19 protein-coding genes are annotated in these 18,045 nt (G+C 59.7%); 5 read left to right on the forward strand and 14 right to left on the reverse strand.

What is annotated here, in order from left to right; all coding sequences use genetic code 11:
- Positions 1-253: 253 nt before the first annotated feature.
- The gene (locus AAEZ10_RS23875; RefSeq protein WP_350571265.1) at positions 254-1,360 is read left to right on the forward strand and encodes a M28 family peptidase; all 1,107 of its coding nucleotides are present in this window, start codon (positions 254-256) and stop codon (positions 1,358-1,360) included.
- A gap of 54 nt (positions 1,361-1,414) precedes the next feature.
- On the opposite strand, the gene AAEZ10_RS23880 is transcribed toward AAEZ10_RS23875, so the two are convergent.
- From AAEZ10_RS23880 to AAEZ10_RS23890, 3 genes are read right to left on the reverse strand one after another with little or no spacing between them, the layout of a single operon-like run.
- Positions 1,415-2,227 carry a DUF3618 domain-containing protein gene (locus AAEZ10_RS23880; RefSeq protein WP_350571267.1) on the reverse strand — a complete coding sequence of 271 codons (813 nt, stop codon included), beginning with the start codon at positions 2,225-2,227 and terminating at the stop codon, positions 1,415-1,417.
- Entirely contained in the window at positions 2,224-2,652 is a 429-nt protein-coding gene (locus AAEZ10_RS23885) for a phage holin family protein (protein WP_243243135.1), read from the reverse strand. The genes AAEZ10_RS23880 and AAEZ10_RS23885 overlap by 4 nt, the downstream gene beginning before the upstream one ends.
- On the reverse strand, positions 2,652-3,302 hold the full coding sequence (locus AAEZ10_RS23890) for a hypothetical protein (RefSeq protein ID WP_350571269.1): 651 nt from the start codon (positions 3,300-3,302) through the stop codon (positions 2,652-2,654). The genes AAEZ10_RS23885 and AAEZ10_RS23890 overlap by 1 nt, the downstream gene beginning before the upstream one ends.
- A gap of 299 nt (positions 3,303-3,601) precedes the next feature.
- On the opposite strand from AAEZ10_RS23890, the gene AAEZ10_RS23895 reads away from it, so the two are divergent.
- The gene (locus AAEZ10_RS23895; RefSeq protein WP_056784851.1) at positions 3,602-5,458 is read left to right on the forward strand and encodes an ABC transporter ATP-binding protein; all 1,857 of its coding nucleotides are present in this window, start codon (positions 3,602-3,604) and stop codon (positions 5,456-5,458) included.
- Between the two features lie 39 nt (positions 5,459-5,497).
- On the opposite strand, the gene AAEZ10_RS23900 is transcribed toward AAEZ10_RS23895, so the two are convergent.
- From AAEZ10_RS23900 to AAEZ10_RS23930, 7 genes are all read right to left on the reverse strand, one after another.
- The gene (locus AAEZ10_RS23900; RefSeq protein WP_350571271.1) at positions 5,498-6,643 is read right to left on the reverse strand and encodes an ATP-binding protein; all 1,146 of its coding nucleotides are present in this window, start codon (positions 6,641-6,643) and stop codon (positions 5,498-5,500) included.
- A 179-nt stretch (positions 6,644-6,822) separates the two neighbouring features.
- Positions 6,823-7,164: an antibiotic biosynthesis monooxygenase family protein gene (locus tag AAEZ10_RS23905; RefSeq protein ID WP_122750677.1), complete on the reverse strand. Its 342-nt coding sequence runs from the start codon at positions 7,162-7,164 to the stop codon at positions 6,823-6,825.
- 28 nt (positions 7,165-7,192) lie between these two features.
- Positions 7,193-8,167, reverse strand: coding sequence for a zinc-dependent alcohol dehydrogenase family protein (locus AAEZ10_RS23910; protein WP_350571273.1), 975 nt, complete (start codon positions 8,165-8,167; stop codon positions 7,193-7,195).
- Positions 8,168-8,231: 64 nt separating this feature from the next.
- A complete protein-coding gene (locus tag AAEZ10_RS23915; protein ID WP_024012559.1) occupies positions 8,232-8,534 on the reverse strand; it encodes an ArsR/SmtB family transcription factor in 303 nt (100 codons plus the stop codon).
- Positions 8,535-8,641: 107 nt separating this feature from the next.
- Positions 8,642-9,040: a nuclear transport factor 2 family protein gene (locus AAEZ10_RS23920; protein WP_350571275.1), complete on the reverse strand. Its 399-nt coding sequence runs from the start codon at positions 9,038-9,040 to the stop codon at positions 8,642-8,644.
- A gap of 49 nt (positions 9,041-9,089) precedes the next feature.
- Positions 9,090-9,686, reverse strand: coding sequence for an NADPH-dependent F420 reductase (locus AAEZ10_RS23925; protein ID WP_350571345.1), 597 nt, complete (start codon positions 9,684-9,686; stop codon positions 9,090-9,092).
- Positions 9,687-9,693: 7 nt separating this feature from the next.
- Positions 9,694-10,446 (reverse strand): 3-oxoacyl-ACP reductase family protein, encoded by a 753-nt coding sequence (locus AAEZ10_RS23930; protein ID WP_243243144.1) that lies wholly within the window; start codon positions 10,444-10,446, stop codon positions 9,694-9,696.
- A gap of 112 nt (positions 10,447-10,558) precedes the next feature.
- On the opposite strand from AAEZ10_RS23930, the gene AAEZ10_RS23935 reads away from it, so the two are divergent.
- Entirely contained in the window at positions 10,559-11,485 is a 927-nt protein-coding gene (locus AAEZ10_RS23935) for a LysR family transcriptional regulator (RefSeq protein ID WP_350571277.1), read from the forward strand.
- Between the two features lie 167 nt (positions 11,486-11,652).
- Positions 11,653-12,612, forward strand: a complete 960-nt coding sequence (locus AAEZ10_RS23940) for an EamA family transporter (RefSeq protein ID WP_350571279.1) — start codon at positions 11,653-11,655, stop codon at positions 12,610-12,612.
- Between the two features lie 435 nt (positions 12,613-13,047).
- Here AAEZ10_RS23940 and AAEZ10_RS23945 read toward each other — a convergent pair whose 3' ends face one another.
- From AAEZ10_RS23945 to AAEZ10_RS23960, 4 genes are all read right to left on the reverse strand, one after another.
- Positions 13,048-13,704 (reverse strand): DUF2931 family protein, encoded by a 657-nt coding sequence (locus AAEZ10_RS23945; protein WP_041480571.1) that lies wholly within the window; start codon positions 13,702-13,704, stop codon positions 13,048-13,050.
- Positions 13,704-15,245 (reverse strand): T6SS phospholipase effector Tle1-like catalytic domain-containing protein, encoded by a 1,542-nt coding sequence (locus AAEZ10_RS23950; RefSeq protein ID WP_350571281.1) that lies wholly within the window; start codon positions 15,243-15,245, stop codon positions 13,704-13,706. Before AAEZ10_RS23950 ends, AAEZ10_RS23945 begins: the two co-directional genes overlap by 1 nt.
- 138 nt (positions 15,246-15,383) lie before the next feature.
- Positions 15,384-15,743 carry a DUF6124 family protein gene (locus AAEZ10_RS23955; RefSeq protein WP_073475188.1) on the reverse strand — a complete coding sequence of 120 codons (360 nt, stop codon included), beginning with the start codon at positions 15,741-15,743 and terminating at the stop codon, positions 15,384-15,386.
- Positions 15,744-16,178: 435 nt separating this feature from the next.
- Positions 16,179-17,123 carry a GlxA family transcriptional regulator gene (locus tag AAEZ10_RS23960; protein WP_110645790.1) on the reverse strand — a complete coding sequence of 315 codons (945 nt, stop codon included), beginning with the start codon at positions 17,121-17,123 and terminating at the stop codon, positions 16,179-16,181.
- A 116-nt stretch (positions 17,124-17,239) separates the two neighbouring features.
- On the opposite strand from AAEZ10_RS23960, the gene AAEZ10_RS23965 reads away from it, so the two are divergent.
- Positions 17,240-18,004, forward strand: coding sequence for an SDR family oxidoreductase (locus AAEZ10_RS23965; protein ID WP_073475193.1), 765 nt, complete (start codon positions 17,240-17,242; stop codon positions 18,002-18,004).
- Positions 18,005-18,045: the final 41 nt, after the last annotated feature.

Here is an 18,045-nt window from a genome sequence, read left to right on the forward strand (position 1 = left end):
CTAACAGTCAGAATCGAGCCTTGTCCCTCCTCCTCCCTTCAAGTCCTACCATACAAGCGAGCCTGCTCGCGAAGGCGCCAGATCAGATACATCCACGTTGAATGACACACCGATATCGCGAGCAGGCTCGCTCCCACAGGTCCAGCGGCATCGCGAATAGCCTGGCACCACGCAATCTGAATTTTTCCGCCAATCTGCCCCCTAAATTCTGAGCGGTCGATACACGTCCGCCGATGCAAGGAGGTCAGCATGCATGTCGGATAACCAAACGCCTTCGCCGCGCAACACAGAGGAATCCACCCAAACACTATTGAGCCGCTTGCTCATGGCACGCGGGCCTGGCGGTCAGGAAGACGAAGTTCGGACGATCTGCCTGGAAGAACTGCGGCGCCATTGCGACGAGGTCTGGACCGATCGGGCCGGCAATGTCATCGGCCTGCTCAAGGGCCGCGAACCCGATCCGGACGGCGAGCACGCTGTGCGCATCATGGGCCACATGGATGAGATCGCCATGCTGGTCAAACGCGTCGAGCCGGACGGTACGTTGCGGGTGGTTGCCCTCGGCGGTGCGAACCCGGTGAATTTCGGTGTCTGTCCGGTGGATATTCTCGGCGATGCGCAAACCCTGCCCGGCGTGCTCTCATTCGGCTCGATGCACGCCACCACAGGTTCGCCGCAGGGCCAGGATGTGATGAGCGGCGCGGTGGAGTGGAAAGACGTGCACATCATCACCCGCCACGACCCGCAAACCTTGCAAGACATGGGCGTGCGTCCTGGCACCCGCGTCGTGCTCAGCCAGCATTGGCGCACGCCGTTCCGGGTGGGTGACGCCACCGCTGCGCATTTTCTCGATGACCGCGCGCCCGTCGTCGCCATGCTCCAGGCCGCCGAGCAACTCAAGCGCAGCCCGACCGAATTGGCGCACGACACCTACTTCGTCTTCACCACCCTCGAGGAAGAAAGCAACGCCGGTGCGATGTATGCCGCTGCGCACCTGCCCGGTGACACCACGATTGCCGTGGAGGTCGGCCCAGTGATGAGCGAATACGCAACGCGATTGGGCGTCGACCCGATCATCGATACCGGCGACCAGAAAGGCTATTACTCGCGCGGCGTGGTCATGGCTTTGGCCGACGCCGCCAAGCGTTGCGGCTTCGATCCACAGTTCGCGCTGCTGGTGGATTTCGCTTCCGACGCCAGTGCGGTGATGAGTTCAGGCATCAGCGCCCAGGCCGGCTGCATCGCGATCCCGACCGAAAATACCCATGGTTTCGAACTGGTAGTCGACGGCGCAATTGAAGCCTGCGCACAGACGTTGGTCGAATATTTGAAAGGCTTGCAGAATGAGGTATCGACCTGACTCGCAGTCCAATAAAAAGGGAGGCCCATTGCAGGCCTCCCTTGTTGCTCACTTTCAAGACGTACCCAGACCCTGTGACAAATCCGAAGACGACGGCCGCGCCGGATCCGGATTGGTCTCAACCTCGGTTTGTTCAGTGGTTCGAGTCACCGTGTCACGCACTGCTTCATACCCTTCCTGAGCTTTTTGCTTGGCCTTGTCGACCATACCAGCGCTGGTACGGCCCATGTAGCGCTGCTCAGTTGAAGTGGTCGGCAACGCCGCGCCGAGTAATGCACCGAGCGCAACCCCAGCGGCAGCCACCATCAGCGGTTGCTCCTTGAGCAGGTGGCTGAATTGCTGACCAAGCACTTGCGAATTACGCGACAGTCGATCACTGGCGTCATGCATCGCATGGCTGAGGTTTTCCTTCGCTGCACCAACGTTTTCACCGAGGTGGCTGGCCTTGCCTTTCAGCGCCTCATAGCCGCCCTTCAGCGAGTCTGTAGTCGAGTGCAAATGCGCACGGGCGGTGTCGATGCCGTCGGCCAAACCGTCGGCCCACTCGCCGGCCTTGTCCTGATCCGGCCCGCTGCGATAGGTCGGTTGCGGCACTGGCGGGCGATTCTGGCTCATCATCAGCCAGAGCAGCCCCACGGAAGTCAGCACCGCTGGCACCGGGTTATTGCGCACGCTGGTGCCGAGATTGGTGAGGAACGTCGAGCCGTTGCTCTGCATCATTCCCCAGGCCTGATCGATCATCTGTCCGGGGGTGAATTTGCTCTCGAGTTGATCGACGATGTTGCCGATGCTCGCGCGTTGCGCATCGATTTCGCGCTCGATCTGCTCCGGGCTTTTTTCCGCTTCGATATCCAGTTCGCTTTTCATGAGACTTTCCTCCGCAGCGCTTCCTGATCCTTGTTCAAGGCGTCGAGGGTGCGATCAGGTTTGAAGTGAGATGGCTCGAATTGCTTCTTCCCGGATTGCAGCATGGCGAAGCCGATGATCATCACCACCACGCCGACGATCAGCGCGGCCAGCCATGGCGCCATGAACAGGCTCAGGCCGTACACCGCCGACATCAGCAGAATGATGAAGCCGGCGAGGAACACGATCGCACCACCAGCAACCGCACCGATGCCCGCCTTCAACGTGCTGAGGCTGCTCTGCAGTTCGGCTTTGGCCAGTGCCAGTTCCTTGGTGAACAAGGCCGGGACTTCGCGGGACAGTTGTCGCAACAGGCCGACCACCGAAGCGTCATCCGTTTGGCCGAGGGGCCTTGCTCCGCTCAGATCAGATTCATCTCTGTTCATCACAGTTCTCCTTTGGCGTCGGGTGCGTGCGGTACGGAAGCCGCGGCGAAATCAGAGGGGTGATCGCTGTCACTGGGCGAGGTCGGCGTGATGCCGGTGGCCAGTCCCGGATTGGCGTGGGCCGATGACGGCACTGACGATTCATAGGGTCGCTGCGCACCGTAATCGGCTGGCGGTGGCGTCGATGACGTGCCCGCCGCCGGATCATGTTCGGCGCTGACCGTCGCTGCTGCGGCCGTGCCGGCTTTGAGAAACCGCGACAGGCCGAAACCGATAGCAATGCTGCCGGCGATGAACAGGCCCGGATTGCTGCGCGCCAGATCCGCCGCATCGTGCAGCAATTGCTCGGCACTCTTGCCGCGCAAGTTGCCCGCCAGCCCGGTCATGGAATCCGCCATGTCCGTCAGGTAGTCGGACATGCCCAGCGTGTCCTTGTCCTGCAACTCCGAGACGAAGCTCTTTGCCCCTTGGGCCAGTGCCTCTATCTGTTCGGCCGCGGTGTCCCGGTACTGTCCGAATTGCGCGTCGGCCTGTTGCCGCGCGCCGCCAATTGCTTCGTTGACGTCGTCCTTCAAATGTTCAAAAGCCTGTCCAGGCTTGCTGTTCGGATCAGCTGATTCAAAGCCTGCCCTGCTGTCTTGAGTATTCATGTGGCCCCTCGCGTTCTGACTTGAAAACGGAAAAACGGGACTACACGGCAACATTGCCTCGAGCCCCCACATAGAAGATGACGGAGCAGCTTGCGCGAGAGTTCAAAGAGGTTGATGAGCGTGCCGTGTCAGGTCTGGATCAGCGACGAAAGGTTGCGCTTGGCACGATTGCGTTGAGCTTCTGCGCCTGACTGCGGTCAAGACAAGGCACAAGCATTTATCTGCAACACGACGCTGAAACCCGCAACAACGCCGATAGATGGCAGAATCCCCACACCCTGATCACTTCGGAGACCACAATGCTTCGCCTGTTTGAAGAAAGGCTCGACCCCTTCCCGCCCGACGAGGCGCCGCCACCGCCAGTCGGTCTGATGCGCTTCTTGTGGGCCTGCACCCGGGGGGCGCGCGGCTACATCCTGGCCTTCGCCCTGCTCAGCGCCAGCGTGTCGATCTACGAGGCGTGGCTGTTTTCTTTCCTCGGGCAAGTGGTGGATCTGCTCTCGACCTGGCAATCCGGCGGCGCCGCGGGTGATGAGGAAAGCCGCGTGTTGTGGGGCATCGGCATCGTGCTGGTAGTCAGCATAGGCCTGGTGGCGCTGCGCACGATGGTCCAGCACCAGATCCTTGCGATCAATCTGCCGCTGCGCCTGCGCTGGGACTTTCACCGGTTGATGCTGCGGCAAAGTCTGTCCTTCTTCTCCGACGAGTTCTCCGGCCGGGTGACGACCAAGGTCATGCAGACTGCGTTGTCGGTGCGCGAGGTGCTTTTCACCCTGATCGAAATTCTCCCCGGCATCGGCGTGTACTTCATTGCGATCATCGCGCTGGCCGGTGGCTTTGCGCTGAAGCTGATGCTGCCGTTTCTGGCGTGGATCGTTTTGTTCGGGCTGGCGATGGTGTATTTCGTGCCGCGTCTGGGCAAGGTCGGCCAGGAACAGGCCGATGCGCGCTCGTCGATGACCGGGCGGATTGCCGACGCCTACACCAACATCACCACGGTCAAACTGTTCTCGCACTCCAAGCGTGAAGCGCACTTTGCCCGCGCGGCGATGGAAGATTTCAAGCTCACCGGATTTCGCCAGATGCGTCTGGTGAGCCAGTTCGAAATCGTCAATCAGGCGCTGGTGGTGGCTTTGATTCTCGGTGCCGGCGGTTATGCGTTGTGGCTGTGGCATCAGGGCGAAGTCGGCACCGGCGCTGTTGCGGCGATCACCGCCATGGCGTTGCGCATCAATGGCATGTCGCACTGGATCATGTGGCAGATGACCTCGCTGTTCGAGAACATCGGCACCGTCCAGGACGGCATGGCCACCCTGACCAGCGGCCCGAAAGTCCAGGACGCGCCGGATGCCAAAGTACTGGAGCCTGCCGGCGGCGAAGTGGTTTTCGACAATGTCAGCTTCAACTACAACGGCGAACGCCAGGTGCTCGACGGCTTGACCCTGCATATTCGCCCAGGCGAAAAAATCGGCCTGGTCGGCCGCTCCGGTGCGGGCAAGTCGACGCTGATCAACCTGCTGCTGCGCTTCTACGACGTTGATCGCGGCGAGATCCGCATCGACGGGCAGAACATCGCCGAGGTGACTCAGGACAGTCTGCGCAGCGTGATCGGCATGGTCACCCAGGACACCTCGCTGTTGCACCGCTCGATCCGCGACAACATCGCCTACGGTCGCCCGGACGCCACCGACGAAGACATCCACCGCGCGGCGGTGAACGCCCAGGCCGATGGTTTCATCAGCCAGTTGAGCGACAAGCAGGGCCACAGCGGCTACGACACGCTGGTCGGCGAACGCGGCATCAAGCTCTCCGGCGGCCAGCGACAACGCATCGCCATCGCCCGGGTGATGCTGAAGAACGCACCGATCCTGCTGCTCGACGAAGCCACCAGCGCACTGGATTCCGAAGTTGAAGTCGCGATTCAGGAAAGCCTCGATGAAATGATGCAGGGCAAAACCGTGATCGCCATCGCCCACCGCTTGTCGACCATTGCAGCGATGGACCGGCTGATCGTCATGGACGAAGGCCGCATCATCGAACAAGGCACCCACGCGCAATTGCTGGAGAAGAACGGCACCTATGCGCGGCTGTGGCAGCACCAGAGTGGCGGGTTTCTCGGTGAGGATCGCGGTTTGGTTGAGGTGATGGAGGAGTGATCAGGCTGGAGGGCCGGGGCCGGCCCTCCATCGATTGGCCTAGATGGTGACGGGGCTTTCGGTATTAACCGGAAGCTTTACGCGAAACACGGTTCCGCCCTTCAGGTCAGAGCTGACCTCGATCGACCCGGCATGCGAGGCGACGATTTCCGAAGCGATAAACAGGCCCAGCCCGAGGCCAGCGACGGGCCCGTGATCAACTACGGAGCGCTGCGAGAAGCGCCCCATAGGATTGAAGATGAACGGCAATACATCCTCCGGGATCGGTTCGCCGCCGTTATGTACGGTGAACACCGCGCAATCCTCGCGGACCTGCAACTCGACCGAGACCGGAAACTTATCATCGCCGTGGGTCACCGCATTGCTGATGATGTTGGAAAACACCTGTTCCATCCTGGCGCCATCGAACGCTCCCATCACCGCTTCCGTCGCATCGAACCGCACGTTGGCCTGCGGATGAAAGGCGCGGATTTCCTCGATCACCCGCTCGCACACAGGGCTGAGATCGATCAAGGATTTTTTCACCGGAATCCCCGGCCCCATCTGGCAGCGCGTCAGATCCAGCAGGTCGCCCACGATCTGGCTGGCGCGCTGCACGCTGGCGTAGATCTGCCTGGCCACTTTGCCGGTGCGCGGGTCGGTGGCTTCGGTACGACGCAACATATCCGCACCGAGCAGAATCGCCCCCAGCGGCGTGCGCAAGTCATGGCCGAGAATCCCCAGAAACACGTTGCGCGACGCCTCGACGGCGCGCGAGTAGCTGGCAATCGACTCGGCCAGCGCCTGGTCGATGGCTTCGTGAAAACGCGTCATGTCGTCGACATTCACCGATTTGCCATCCTTGACCTGACGCAGCCATTGGGTCAGCACACTGGTGCGCAGCGCGCGGTATTCCGACACCATCTGATCGATGGTAAAACCGGCCATCAGCCGCGTCACCGCGTGGGTTTCCGCAGCTGTTTCTTCATCGTCGCGCGGCGCTTGGCCCTGGGCTTTGGCGATTTGTTCGCTCATGGTCTGCTTGGTCCGCAGATCGATCACGATGGCGCGCAACATCTGCTCGGCGTGATCGCGCAGCGCGACGTTATCGAGTTCCGCACCAGGTGTCTCAATGGTGCGGGCGAAATCTTCCCAGGCCTGCAGGATCGGCTCTAGGTTTTCGAGAATGAAATCTGGCAGGCGCATGGCTGTAATCCATAGAGGAAATCCATCTGCGCCGACAGGCGCGCCGGCGCAGACAGTAAAAGAACAAACTCAGGAGTACAGAAGGTACGGCTGACCTCGTGCAGCCTACCATCATTGCAGTGGTTCAACGCGGGAGGAAAATCGGCAGCAGCCGCTTGTGACGAAAGCCGTCAGAACACTCAACTCCCTGTGCTTGAGCTACTGCCCGCAACGCTCAAGTCGCCACCCGGAAAAGCGCCACCCTCAATGTGATAGACCCTCGGTTCTGCCGAAAAGTAATCCTCCAGCCCCAGCATGAACCGCTCGTGGTCTTCGCTTTCTTCAAACCCCGGCGAGTGATCCTCAAGCGATTGCCAGCGCACGATCAAATTGAATTGCTCGGGGGTTTCAATACCTTGCGCCAGCAAGTGGCCGCCGTAACCTTTGGCGCGAGTGAGCAACGGTTCGACTTCGGCAAATGCGCGTCGGAAGGCTTCAGTCTGATGCGGGTGAACGGGCAGCACAGCGATCTCGTAAACCATGATGTTTCTCCAAAATCAGTGAGCGGATTCAGACGATGAGTGAAGGCTCGACGGCGATGGCGATTTTTCCCAGCAGACCGTTGTTGGCGCTCTCCAGTCGAGCGTGGGCGAGCGGGATGTCGGCGAGGGAATAGACCGCGCCAACGTGGGGCCGCAACTGGCCGCGCTCGACCAACGCGCTCAGTTCATCGAGCTTGCCGCGATTCTGCCGGGTGAAGACGAAATAGTAGCTGGCGTTCTTGCCCCAGGCCTGAACGAGGTTTTGTGGCTGCGCGATATCGACGATCGAGACCACGCGGCCAAGCTGGGCGAGCGCGTCGGCACTGCGGGACAGGGTATCGCCGCCGATGGTGTCGAACACCACATCAACGCCATGCCCGGCGGTTTCGCGCATGATCGCTTCGACGTAATCCTCTTGGGTGTAATCGATCACCACGTCGGCACCCAGGCTGCGGACGAAATCGGCGTTGGCCTCGCGCACGGTGGTGAACACTCTGGCGCCCATGGCTTTGGCCACCTGAATCGCCACATGGCCGACCCCGCCGGCGCCGCCGTGGATCAGAATGCTTTCGCCAACGCGGAGCACGGCGCGCACGGTCAGCGCTTCCCAAACCGTACCGCCGACCAGACTCAGACTGGCCGCCTCAAGGTGGCTCAGCGAGCCAGGCTTTCTGGCGATGATGCTTTCGGCTGCGACGTGGTACTCGGCATAACTGCCCTGCCCGTCGAATATCTGCGGGGTGTACCAGACTTCGTCGCCCGGCGCGAAAGCGCTCACGCCCGGGCCGACGGCTTCAACCACGCCCGACACGTCGTGACCGGTAATGGCCGGCAGCGGCACCAGATCGGGATAGTCACCGCGCCGAACCTGATAATCCAGCGGATTGATGGAAGTAGCGTGCACTCGGACCAGCACTTGGCCCGCTTGCGGAACCGGTTTTGGAACGTCGCTGAGTTCGAACGAATCAGGACCGCCGAAGGATTTCAAAATCATCGCTTTCATGGCAAAACCTCGTATCGATAAAGAGGGATATCGAGAATTCTCGATATCCTAGAGTAAAAAAAATTTACAGCTCTTTCCCTATGATCTCTGCAAGCGCGCTGATAGCAGCCTCATTGCGTTTGTAGTAGGTCCATTGACCGATGCGTCGCACTTCCACCAGCCCCACCCGCTGCAACGTGGCCAGGTAACTCGACACCGTCGACTGCGACAAGCCGATACCTTCCTGAATGCTGCTGACGCAGACACCCTCGACGAGAACGTCACCCTCATCCTGCGGGGGGAAGTTCTTGACGGGATCCTTCAGGCCTTCAAGGATCTTGAGGCGCGTCGGGTTCGAGAGGGCTTTGAAGATTTCGATCAGTTCCATGCGCCGAGGATATCGAGATTTTTCGATATGTCAATGCGCGATATTAATCTGATCGGCAGTCGGCGACAGGCGGCAACGGGATCCGATTTGCCACCCTGCCGTGCGGCTCAGCCTTGGGGCGCATCCAGCAACACCCACAACCGCACGATTTTCCCCGCTTTGATTTCCGCCACGTCAACACCGCGGACAACAGTTGGCCCAGCGCTCGGGCCCGCATGCCAGCGCAGGTAACCCAAGCCATGGTGCCCAACCGCCGGCCCCTCCGGAACAAAAGCGAAGTCCGCCCCGAACTGATCCAGCAACGCACCGGCCACCTCTGAAATCGCCGCCCGCCCGGTGACGATACCAGTCGGTTCGTACATCGTCGGTGTGTCTGCAAAAAGCTCCTGCACCGCCGCAATGCGCTTGTGTGCATCGCGCTCGTTGAACACGCGCTGCAGGTTGGCCCGCAGCAAGGCGTCGTAGTTTTCCACCTCATTGATATTTCGCGAATCTGAGCCAGACATTTTTGAATCCTCGATTGGTATGTGAAGCCCGGTTGCCCGGGCTCAGCGGTCAACCATGTTTGACCAGGTTCAAGGCTGGCAGCGGTCCGCCCGGAAACTGCGCAAGCATTCCCTGCTGCACACCGCCCAGGTCGATGCCGTAAAAACCCAGTTGAGTAATCAGCTCTGCAACTTTGGTTTTGCTCGCGGCATCTTCACCGGAATAAAACAGCACCCGCTTGCCGCCCTCGGCGGAGGGATCGCTCAGCAGAGCCGCGAGCACATGGTTGAAGGCCTTGACCACGTGCGCACCGGGCAGCATCTGCGCCACCACTTGCGAAGACGGCTGGCCGCCCAGATCGAACGGTTTGAACAGTGGCGCCTCGATCGGGTTGTTGGCGTCGATCACGATACGTCCATCCCAAGGCCCGAGATCGCGTACCGCGTCGGGGATCTTCGACCAGTTCACCGCCAGAAAAACAATGTCCGCCTGACTGGCTTGCTGAGCCGTCACCGCTTGTGCGAGTGGACCCAATTCGTCGACCAAACCGGCAAGGCTCTGCGGCCCACGGCTGTTGGCCAGACTGACCGGCAGGCCTGCGTTGACGAGCAACCGAGCGATGGCGGTGCCGATGGAGCCTGTACCAATGATGCTGATAGTCATGATGCTCTCCTTACGCTGTGAAGCCGCCGTCGACGATTAATTCTGCACCGGTGACAAACCCGGCGTCCGCACTGGCCAGGTACGCCACCGCACTGGCGACATCCTTGCCCTCGCCGTACCGCCCCATGGCGATGCTCGGGCGTAAGAAGTCCGCAATAGGCCCGTCGGCCGGGTTCATGTCGCTGTCGGTCGGGCCGGGATGGACGGTGTTCACAGTGATGCCGCGCGGGCCCAGATCGCGCACCAGTCCACGACTGAAACCGGTCAGCGCACCTTTGCTCAGGGTGTAGACGGAGGCGGTAGCGAACGCAGCGTATTGCACCATCGAGCTGCCGATGTGAATGATGCGACCGCCCTGCCCCATGTGTTTGAGCGCTTGCTGAGTGGCGACGAAGACGCCGGTCACGTTCACCGCAAGGATGCGTTGAAAGTCCTCAAAGGCGATGTCCTCCGGGGCACCGAGCAGGCTGATACCAGCGTTGTTCACCAGAATGTCGATCTTGCCAAAACGCTGTGCAACCTCGGCAATCGCTGCACGTACAGCCTCGGGATTGCCCGCATCGGCCGCCAGCGCCACAGCCTGGCCGCCCGCCGCAACGATTTCCTGCACCACCGCTTCGGCGCGATCTGGCGATGCGTTGTAGGTGATAGTGACGGTGGCGCCATCTGCCGCGAGCCGCTTGGCGATTGCTGCGCCGATGCTGCGTGAGCCTCCGGTCACGATGGCGATTTTGCCGGTCAGTGGAAGCGTAGAAGTGTTCATGGTCGAGCCTCTGGGTGGTTGGAGTTGATGAGGCTATGAGACGCCTTTTGATCTTCCACCAGTAGTGGAAGCCACCTAGAATCACTTTCAATCATTCGTTGAAGGTGCGCAGATGGAAACCTTAGGCAATTTGCTCTCATTCGTGCGCAGCGCCGAGGCGGGAAGCTTTTCTGCGGCGGCGCGGCGCCTGGGCCTGACTCCCGCGGCGGTCAGTCGCAATGTCGCGCAGCTGGAGGCCAACCTCGGCGTACGCTTGTTTCAGCGCAGCACGCGCAAACTCACGCTGACCGAAGCGGGAGAACGCTTTCTGGCCAACGTCGGTTCGGGACTGGAAAGTGTTCAAGCGGCGATTGCCGACGTGGCCGGCAATGCCGGAGAGCCTTCAGGGCTTTTGCGTCTGAGCGCAGCACCCGGTTTCGCCAGGGATTTTCTGTTGCCGCTGATGCCCGAGTTTCTCAAGCAATACCCCGCCGTGACCCCTGAATGGCACGTCGACAATCGCCAGGTCGATCTCATCGCGGACGGGTTTGATGCGGCTATCGGCGGCGGCATCGAACTCGCGCAAGGTGTCGTGGCCAGGGCCATCGCGCCGGCGCATCTGATTCTGGTGGCATCGAAGGAATACCTCTCGGCACACAAGCGCATCCGGCACATCGAAGAGCTGGCGACGCTGGATCATCTGGCCATGCGCTCGGTACAGACCGGCAAGGTGCGCAGCTGGATGCTGCAAGGGCCCGACGGGAAACGAGCACCGCTGGAGTTGACGCCGCGCCTGTTGGTCAACGACCCGCAAGCGCTGTGTCAGTGCGCGCGCTTGGGATTGGGGGTTGCGCTGTTGGCGGTTCCCGATGTGCTGCCTTATCTGCGGGACGGCACGCTGGAAAGGGTTTTGCCGGGCTGGCATGTCGATGCGGGACAGATCTATTTGTACTTTTCCAGCCAGAAACTGCTGCCAGCCAAAACCCGGGCGTTTGTGGATTTCCTGGTCGGTCAGGCTCGGGAGGATGGTTGGGCCGCTCTCCTCGATGCTCGGGCTTAAAAGCAAGTTATACGACCTCTGAAACTCAACCAGCATCACGCCTACGCGGTCTTTCAAGCCTTTCTAGCTTGCCGCGTCTGCTCGATTACGGTACAAATCGGGCAGTTGTACGACAACATAATAAAAACCTGAGCCACCCCGAGTGGCTATCATTTTTGAGATCTGCCATGTCCCGTCCTGAGTTTGCGCCAACCGTACCGCCGCCCTTCCCCCGTTATCTCGCCGTGATCATTCTGTTGTGCATGGGTTGTGCGTTCGCCGGCAACCACGTCGCGGCACGGGTCGCTTTTGATGATGGCGCGGGCGTGTTGCTGGCGATTCTGATGCGCTCGGGCGGGACCTTGCTGGTGCTGGCCATTCTCGTTCTGTGGCAGCGGCAAAGCCTGCGTCTGCCGACGGGCGCGTGGCGTTGGCAACTGTTGTTGGGCCTGCTGATTACTGCGCAGAGCCTGTGTCTGTACTCCGCTGTCGCGCGGGTCCCGGTCGCTTTGGCGCTGCTGGTGGCCAACGTGTTTCCGATCCTGCTCGCCTTGCTGACCTGGGCGCTGGGCGGCCCACGACCAAGCGCGCGCACCGCGATGTTGATGGGCTTGATTCTCGTGGGATTGGTGTTCGTACTGGACGTCCCCGGACGTCTGTCAGACAGCGCCAGCGTCGGCCCGGAATGGCTACTGGGCGTCGCACTCGCCTTCTGCGCCGCCAGCGTCTTCGCCTGCGCGCTGTGGATCACCGACCACAAACTGTCGCAGGTGCGCGGCTCGGTGCGCAGCCTGCTGACTATCTTCATCGTGTTCAGCAGCGTCAACCTGGCCGGCCTGACCGGCGCCCTCCCCGGCGGACTCAACCTTCCCGCCACCTCAACCGGCTGGCTGGCCCTCGCCACGCTTGTGGTGCTTTATGGGACCGGCTTCATTGTGTTGTTCATTTCCGTGCCCAGGTTGGACATGCCGCGCAACGCCCCGGTGATGAATATCGAACCACTGACGACGTTGTTGATGGGCTGGATTGTGCTGGATCAAATGCTCAGCAGGGGACAGATCGTGGGTGGAGTGATTGTAGTGAGCGGGATTGTTTTGCTGACGTATCGCAAAGCGCCGGTGAAGGTTGGGGTGAAGGCTGAGGTTTGAGGGGATGTGGTGGCGGGACTCTTGGTTGGCGAGTCCTGCTTATCGCCCCCGGCTCGATACCGGATCAGCAGAATTGCAGGCTCTCGAGGTCTACCTGGGCATAGCTTCCTATTTCACCCCTGTAGAGATAAATCGCAGTTACCTCCAGCTCCGTTCGTAAGAATTCCGCCAGCGTTCTGAGTCTGGTGCTTGTGGTCATGGCAGGGCGTACAACCGTCGCGCTACCGGGTTGGTCATCGTAAGTTCTGACGAGAAACTGATCGACACCATCCAGAATCAGGTAATTGAACCCTCGATACTCATAGCCTGCATCGTAGTCGACATCATCGAAACGGTCGGCCTTTTCTATTCTCAAGACGCCGCCCCGCTAATTCGACTCAGCGAAATTGAAACGGTCTGGCGCCTGAAAAGTAGATGGCGCTCCATCAACGTCATTTACCAACTACCGTACGGGATGCCGAACTTATCAATGTAACGCTTGGCCTTCTCACTCACGGGATAGGCATAGCGCCCGCCATGCTTGCCCTGCTCCGGGCCGAGAGGTTCGAGTTCGCCTTGAGCATGGGAGACTTTTATCGGGCGGTGGCAGGAGTCCCTGACCCACGCTTGAAGCACTCCCCCCGGGGCGAGCCCCACAAGCAGCGTTGCGGAGTAACGTGCGGTTCTTTCGGGAGTCTTCGGGCACCGCTGATGTGTGGACTGCACCATCAGTTGCCTCGCTTCTTCTGGAATCTCTATGAAGCCTTTATAGGTTTTCTGCTCCGATATCGACTGCCAACGGACAAAAATCATTCGAGGAAGGTCAGCACCGGTAACCAAAACTCCAGAACCACCGACTGTTCCCCAACCACGGGCAGACTCCGTCCCATCTTCTGGTTCGCCTCCGGGAGCGGATTTTCCACCGACTCTGAAAAACATTCTGTTATTGATATCCAGCACCGAGCTGTCCTCAACCCAGATCTTCATGTAATTCGGCTCAACGAATCCTATTTGCCACCAAGGAGACTTGGGGTCATTTTCTCCACTTTCGAAACCTCCTTTCTGGCAGCCCATTAACAATAAGGCGACAAGCAGAGCGATTACAGACTTCATTACCAGAGCTTCCAATCAGCTACGTGAGGATGTTGTACACGGATCGCGTCTTCCGTCGGGGCGTTGATGTAAACAGCATCAATACCGCTCCCGTCTCTTCTTCCAAGGGGATGATTCCAGTTTGCAGAGGTATGAATGTACTTCAGCTTGAGCAAAGCCTCTTCTTCTGCAGTTGTTCTGTAGTTTCCGGTGAGAAATCGGTCACACAGAGGTTGCAGTTCTGCCGGCACGGAGTATTCGTCATCTTCCGGTATATCAATGAATTGAACACCCTTTTCTTTTGCCAGCTGATACATGACTCTTAAATAAACTCTCGAAAGTTTTCCACTCACCGGACGTTTCAATTGTAGAGCGGCATATACCCGCTTCTGCCCCGGTGAGAGTCTGTCTTGATGCTCCTGCGGAATTTCCACGGAAGCCGGGGTGACAACCTCCAGCAGATGCGGAGGCCATCCTTTAGCAAGCCACTCGCTTTTTACGCGCGCGGCGTCGTGATAAATCGACGTCGTTGAAACGTCTACGTACCGAGGTACATCGAGAGTTTGCATCGGACTGACAAGCACGCGTTCCTCTACTTCATCAAGATAGCTGCCGCCAATATCCGAATGAACCCCGGGAAGAGTGTACTCAGGGTGCGCGGGCTTCACTCGGCTGAGCGCAAAATTAGCGCGACACTCATCACGCGCTACGAGATGTACGACATCCGTGAAGTATTGACGGTCCAGGTAGAGCCTCACACCGGGAGCTATAGGACTTTTCACCCGGCCAAGATTGGTGAAGCCGGCAATTGAGGGCACCGTGTCAAAGAGCCCGATGAAACCCATTTTGATGCCGTTTCCGTATTTATTATCAAAGGTGCGACTGAAATCTGCGGCGTTCCGGTTTAGGAGATCTCCTAAAGCTCCTTGCTTACCCCGCACCACTTCATTTGCGAAGTGCCGTGCAGCAGCAGCCCCACGACTGAAGCCAAATGTATCGAACGTCAGGGACGCAATTTCACTGTCGGGGTTCTCTTGCAGTGCCTCTTCGATAGCTTGTTTTATCTGCGTGAAGGACGCTTGTACGCGACTCGTGACACCAGTCTCACCTCGCCCCGTTCCAGCACCTACAGCGCTATCCATCTGATTGCTTTCAGTGCCTATACCTTCGACATATATTGGGCTTGAGACGTACTTAAGAAAGCCATCGCCTTCGGCTTTCTGGGTCTTTTTATACAGAGAAAACAATTTCTTGATATTCGTAGGCCCGGCACCATAACTACTATCCGGGTCACTCATATAAGGCATGCAGCTAGCTGGAATATCCTCAGGCGCAATCGGATGCTGAGCACCACACAACAACCCCGCAGCAGAGTTGTTCGCATTGTTGCCTGTGCCATCAAAGAAAACCCCGATCCTCAACGCAATGCCTATTTTCTCAGGCTCGCGCGCGGGCTCTTTCCCGTGTTTCTCATACTCGGCCCAGTGCTGGGCGTGCAGGTCGACGGGTTTGGCTTGTTCGTAGCGGTAGTTTTTCGGCGGGTTTGGAACGTAGCCACTCAATCCTTGATTCCTTGTTCTAATCCTTGAAGAACGGCCCGAAGGGTGACAGTCGAGGCCGGGTGGTGCAAGCCGTGGCCGTGTGCCAGCCATGGCGCGCCCGGGGATTGGGACGAGGTTTTGCGCTCGTCGCATTGCGGGTCATTTGGCTACTTCGACTTTATCCAACGCCTGATTTACCGCGATCTCGCCAAGCATGACGACCTGGGCAATGCCCAGCAGCGTCTTGCGGCGCGGGTTGTCGAGCAGCGCGGCGAAGTCGTAGAGCATGGTGGTGGCCGAGCCGAGGGATTCGCTGGCGTTGGCCAGCAGGGACTCGGTGTCGTATTTCGGGTTGGCGAGGAACATCTGTTCCGGAGTGTTGGTGCTGGCCAGGATTTCGGCGGGGCCGAGGTAGTGATCGAGGGCGCGTTCGGCGGCTTCGTGAAGCTTTTTCGAGCCGCAGGATTCGTAGGGCGATGCGGGGTCGGTGGTTGGGGGATTGGGTGTGACTTTGAACATGGTGAAACTCCTGATTATTCGTCTGGAGCTACCAACATCACTTGCAGATGATGGGTGGCAGCTGTGTGCGGGTCTGCAAGACCGGGAAATCAGGAACCCGGCAGACCCGAAGGTCTCCCGCACAAAGCCGCCATTGAGCGGACACGAACGAGTGTCCTTGGCAGGGCTATGCGACTGATTTCCGACGGGCTTGCAGACCCGATCACTGATGAGCAGTGACAGGAATCAAGTTACGGAGGGAACGGCAGACGCACAAGCCGGCGGATTCTGGCGTAGTCGTAGGGAATGGCGCAAGGCGTTGTAGCCGTTTGCTTAAGGCTGGAGTAACTGTTTAAACGGGCTGAGGGTTTTCTGTTTATGTGGCTGTGAATGGGCTGCGTCATCTCGAGCAGGCTCGCTCCTTGGTATTGGGACGTTGATTAACCAACACGAGCCTCACACCATCCGCCGCGAATCCCGCCGTACCGCCTGCGGCGGCACGCCAAAGCCGCGCATGAACACCTCGCGCATGTGCCGGCGGTCACGAAACCCGGTTTCCCTGGCGACTACATCCAGACTGTGACTGCTCTGCTCGATCAGCAAACGCGCCGCTTCCAGGCGCAGGCTCTCTATCGCCTTGGCTGGTGACTGGCCGGTTTCGGCGGTGAAAACGCGGGTGAATTGCCGCGGACTCAAGTGCACCACTTCGGCCAATTCTTCGACGCTCAGCGGGCGATTGAGGTGCTTGCGCGCGTAATCCAGCGCACTCTGAATGCGGTCGGATTTGGGCGACAGCGACAGCAATTCCGAATGTTGCGACTGCCCTCCGGACCTACGCTGATGCATCACCATTCGATGGGCGACCGAGCGGGCGATTTCGCTGCCCAGATCCTTCTCGACCATACCCAGCGCCATGTCGACACCAGCGGTCATGCCCGCCGATGTCCACACCGGACCGTCGATGATGAAGATGCGGTCGTCCTCGACATTCACCGACGGATGCATCCTGCGCAGCGCCGGGGCGAACGCCCAGTGCGTGGTCACGCGGCGATTATCCAGTACACCGGCCTGCGCCAGTACGAACGAGCCGGTGCAGATGCCGGCCACGCGGCGTGCGCCGTCGGCGAGCCCGCGCACGCTTTGCAGCACGTCAGCATCGGGCGGCGTCAGCGGAGTCAGCGTGCCAGCCACCAGCCAACTGTCGGCCAGCCCCGCCTGCGTCAGTGGCAACGTATCGACGTGCAAGCCCAGCGAGGAGCTGACGATGCCGCCGGCCTGGGAAAAGTTCTGCACCTTGTACACGGCTTTGCCGGTGACGATGTTGGCGAACTCGAACACCGACTGGGTCGCCAGCGCCATGACCTGAAAACCTTCCGTGAGCAGATACCCGACTCGATGCATGGTCGCGCTCCGTTTGTTGAATGTCCTGAAACACTACCACATACGTCATTCAGGTCGGAGCAGGTTTTCTCCATCATGGCTCACATACCAATCAATCCACTTGCGGGACGCAGCTCATGAAACTTGAAGCCAACACGATCTTCATCACCGGCGGCACTTCCGGCATCGGCCGCGCACTGGCCGAGGCCCTGCATCAGCGCGGCAACAAGGTCATCATCGCTGGTCGTCGCCAGACCCTGCTGGCAGAGATTGCCCAAGCGAATCCGGGCATCGATACCGTGCAGCTGGACATCAACGATGCGCAGCAGATCAAGGACGTCGCCGCCGAAGTCATCCGCCGCCATCCGTCGTTGAACGTAATCATCAACAACGCCGGGATCATGCCCTTCGACAACGCGGGTTCCGGCGACTACGACGATGCGCAGGCCGTCGGTCTGTTGCAGACCAACCTGCTCGGCCCTGTGCGCGTCAGCGCGGCGTTCGTCGAACACCTCAAGCGCCAGCCCGAGGCCTACATCATCAACAACAGCTCGGTGCTGGCCTACCTGCCGCTGGCGACCACGGCGCTATATTCGGCGACCAAAGCGGCGATCCATTCCTACTCGCTGTCGCAGCGTTTCATGCTGCGCGACACCAGCGTCAAGGTCCTGGAAATCGCGCCGCCTTGGGTTGATACCGACCTGATTCACAAGAGCGGCGACGAGCGCGCCATGCCGCTGGGCGAGTTTATCGAGGAAACCCTGATCAAGCTGGAAACCGCCACTACCGAAGTGCTGGTTGACCGAGTCTTGCCGCTGCGAGCCAACCAGGGCGCGAACGAGCATGGGTTGATCGAGCAGTTCAATCTGTCGCTGCTGGAAAATCCTATTCCGGTGGCCTGAACTCACCGACAGAAACACCCGGGCTCAATGCCCGGGTAGCC

It is taken from the genome of Pseudomonas sp. H26/SER47-MNA-CIBAN-0231 (assembly GCF_040310465.1).
Taxonomy (GTDB): Bacteria; Pseudomonadota; Gammaproteobacteria; order Pseudomonadales; family Pseudomonadaceae; genus Aquipseudomonas; species Aquipseudomonas atacamensis.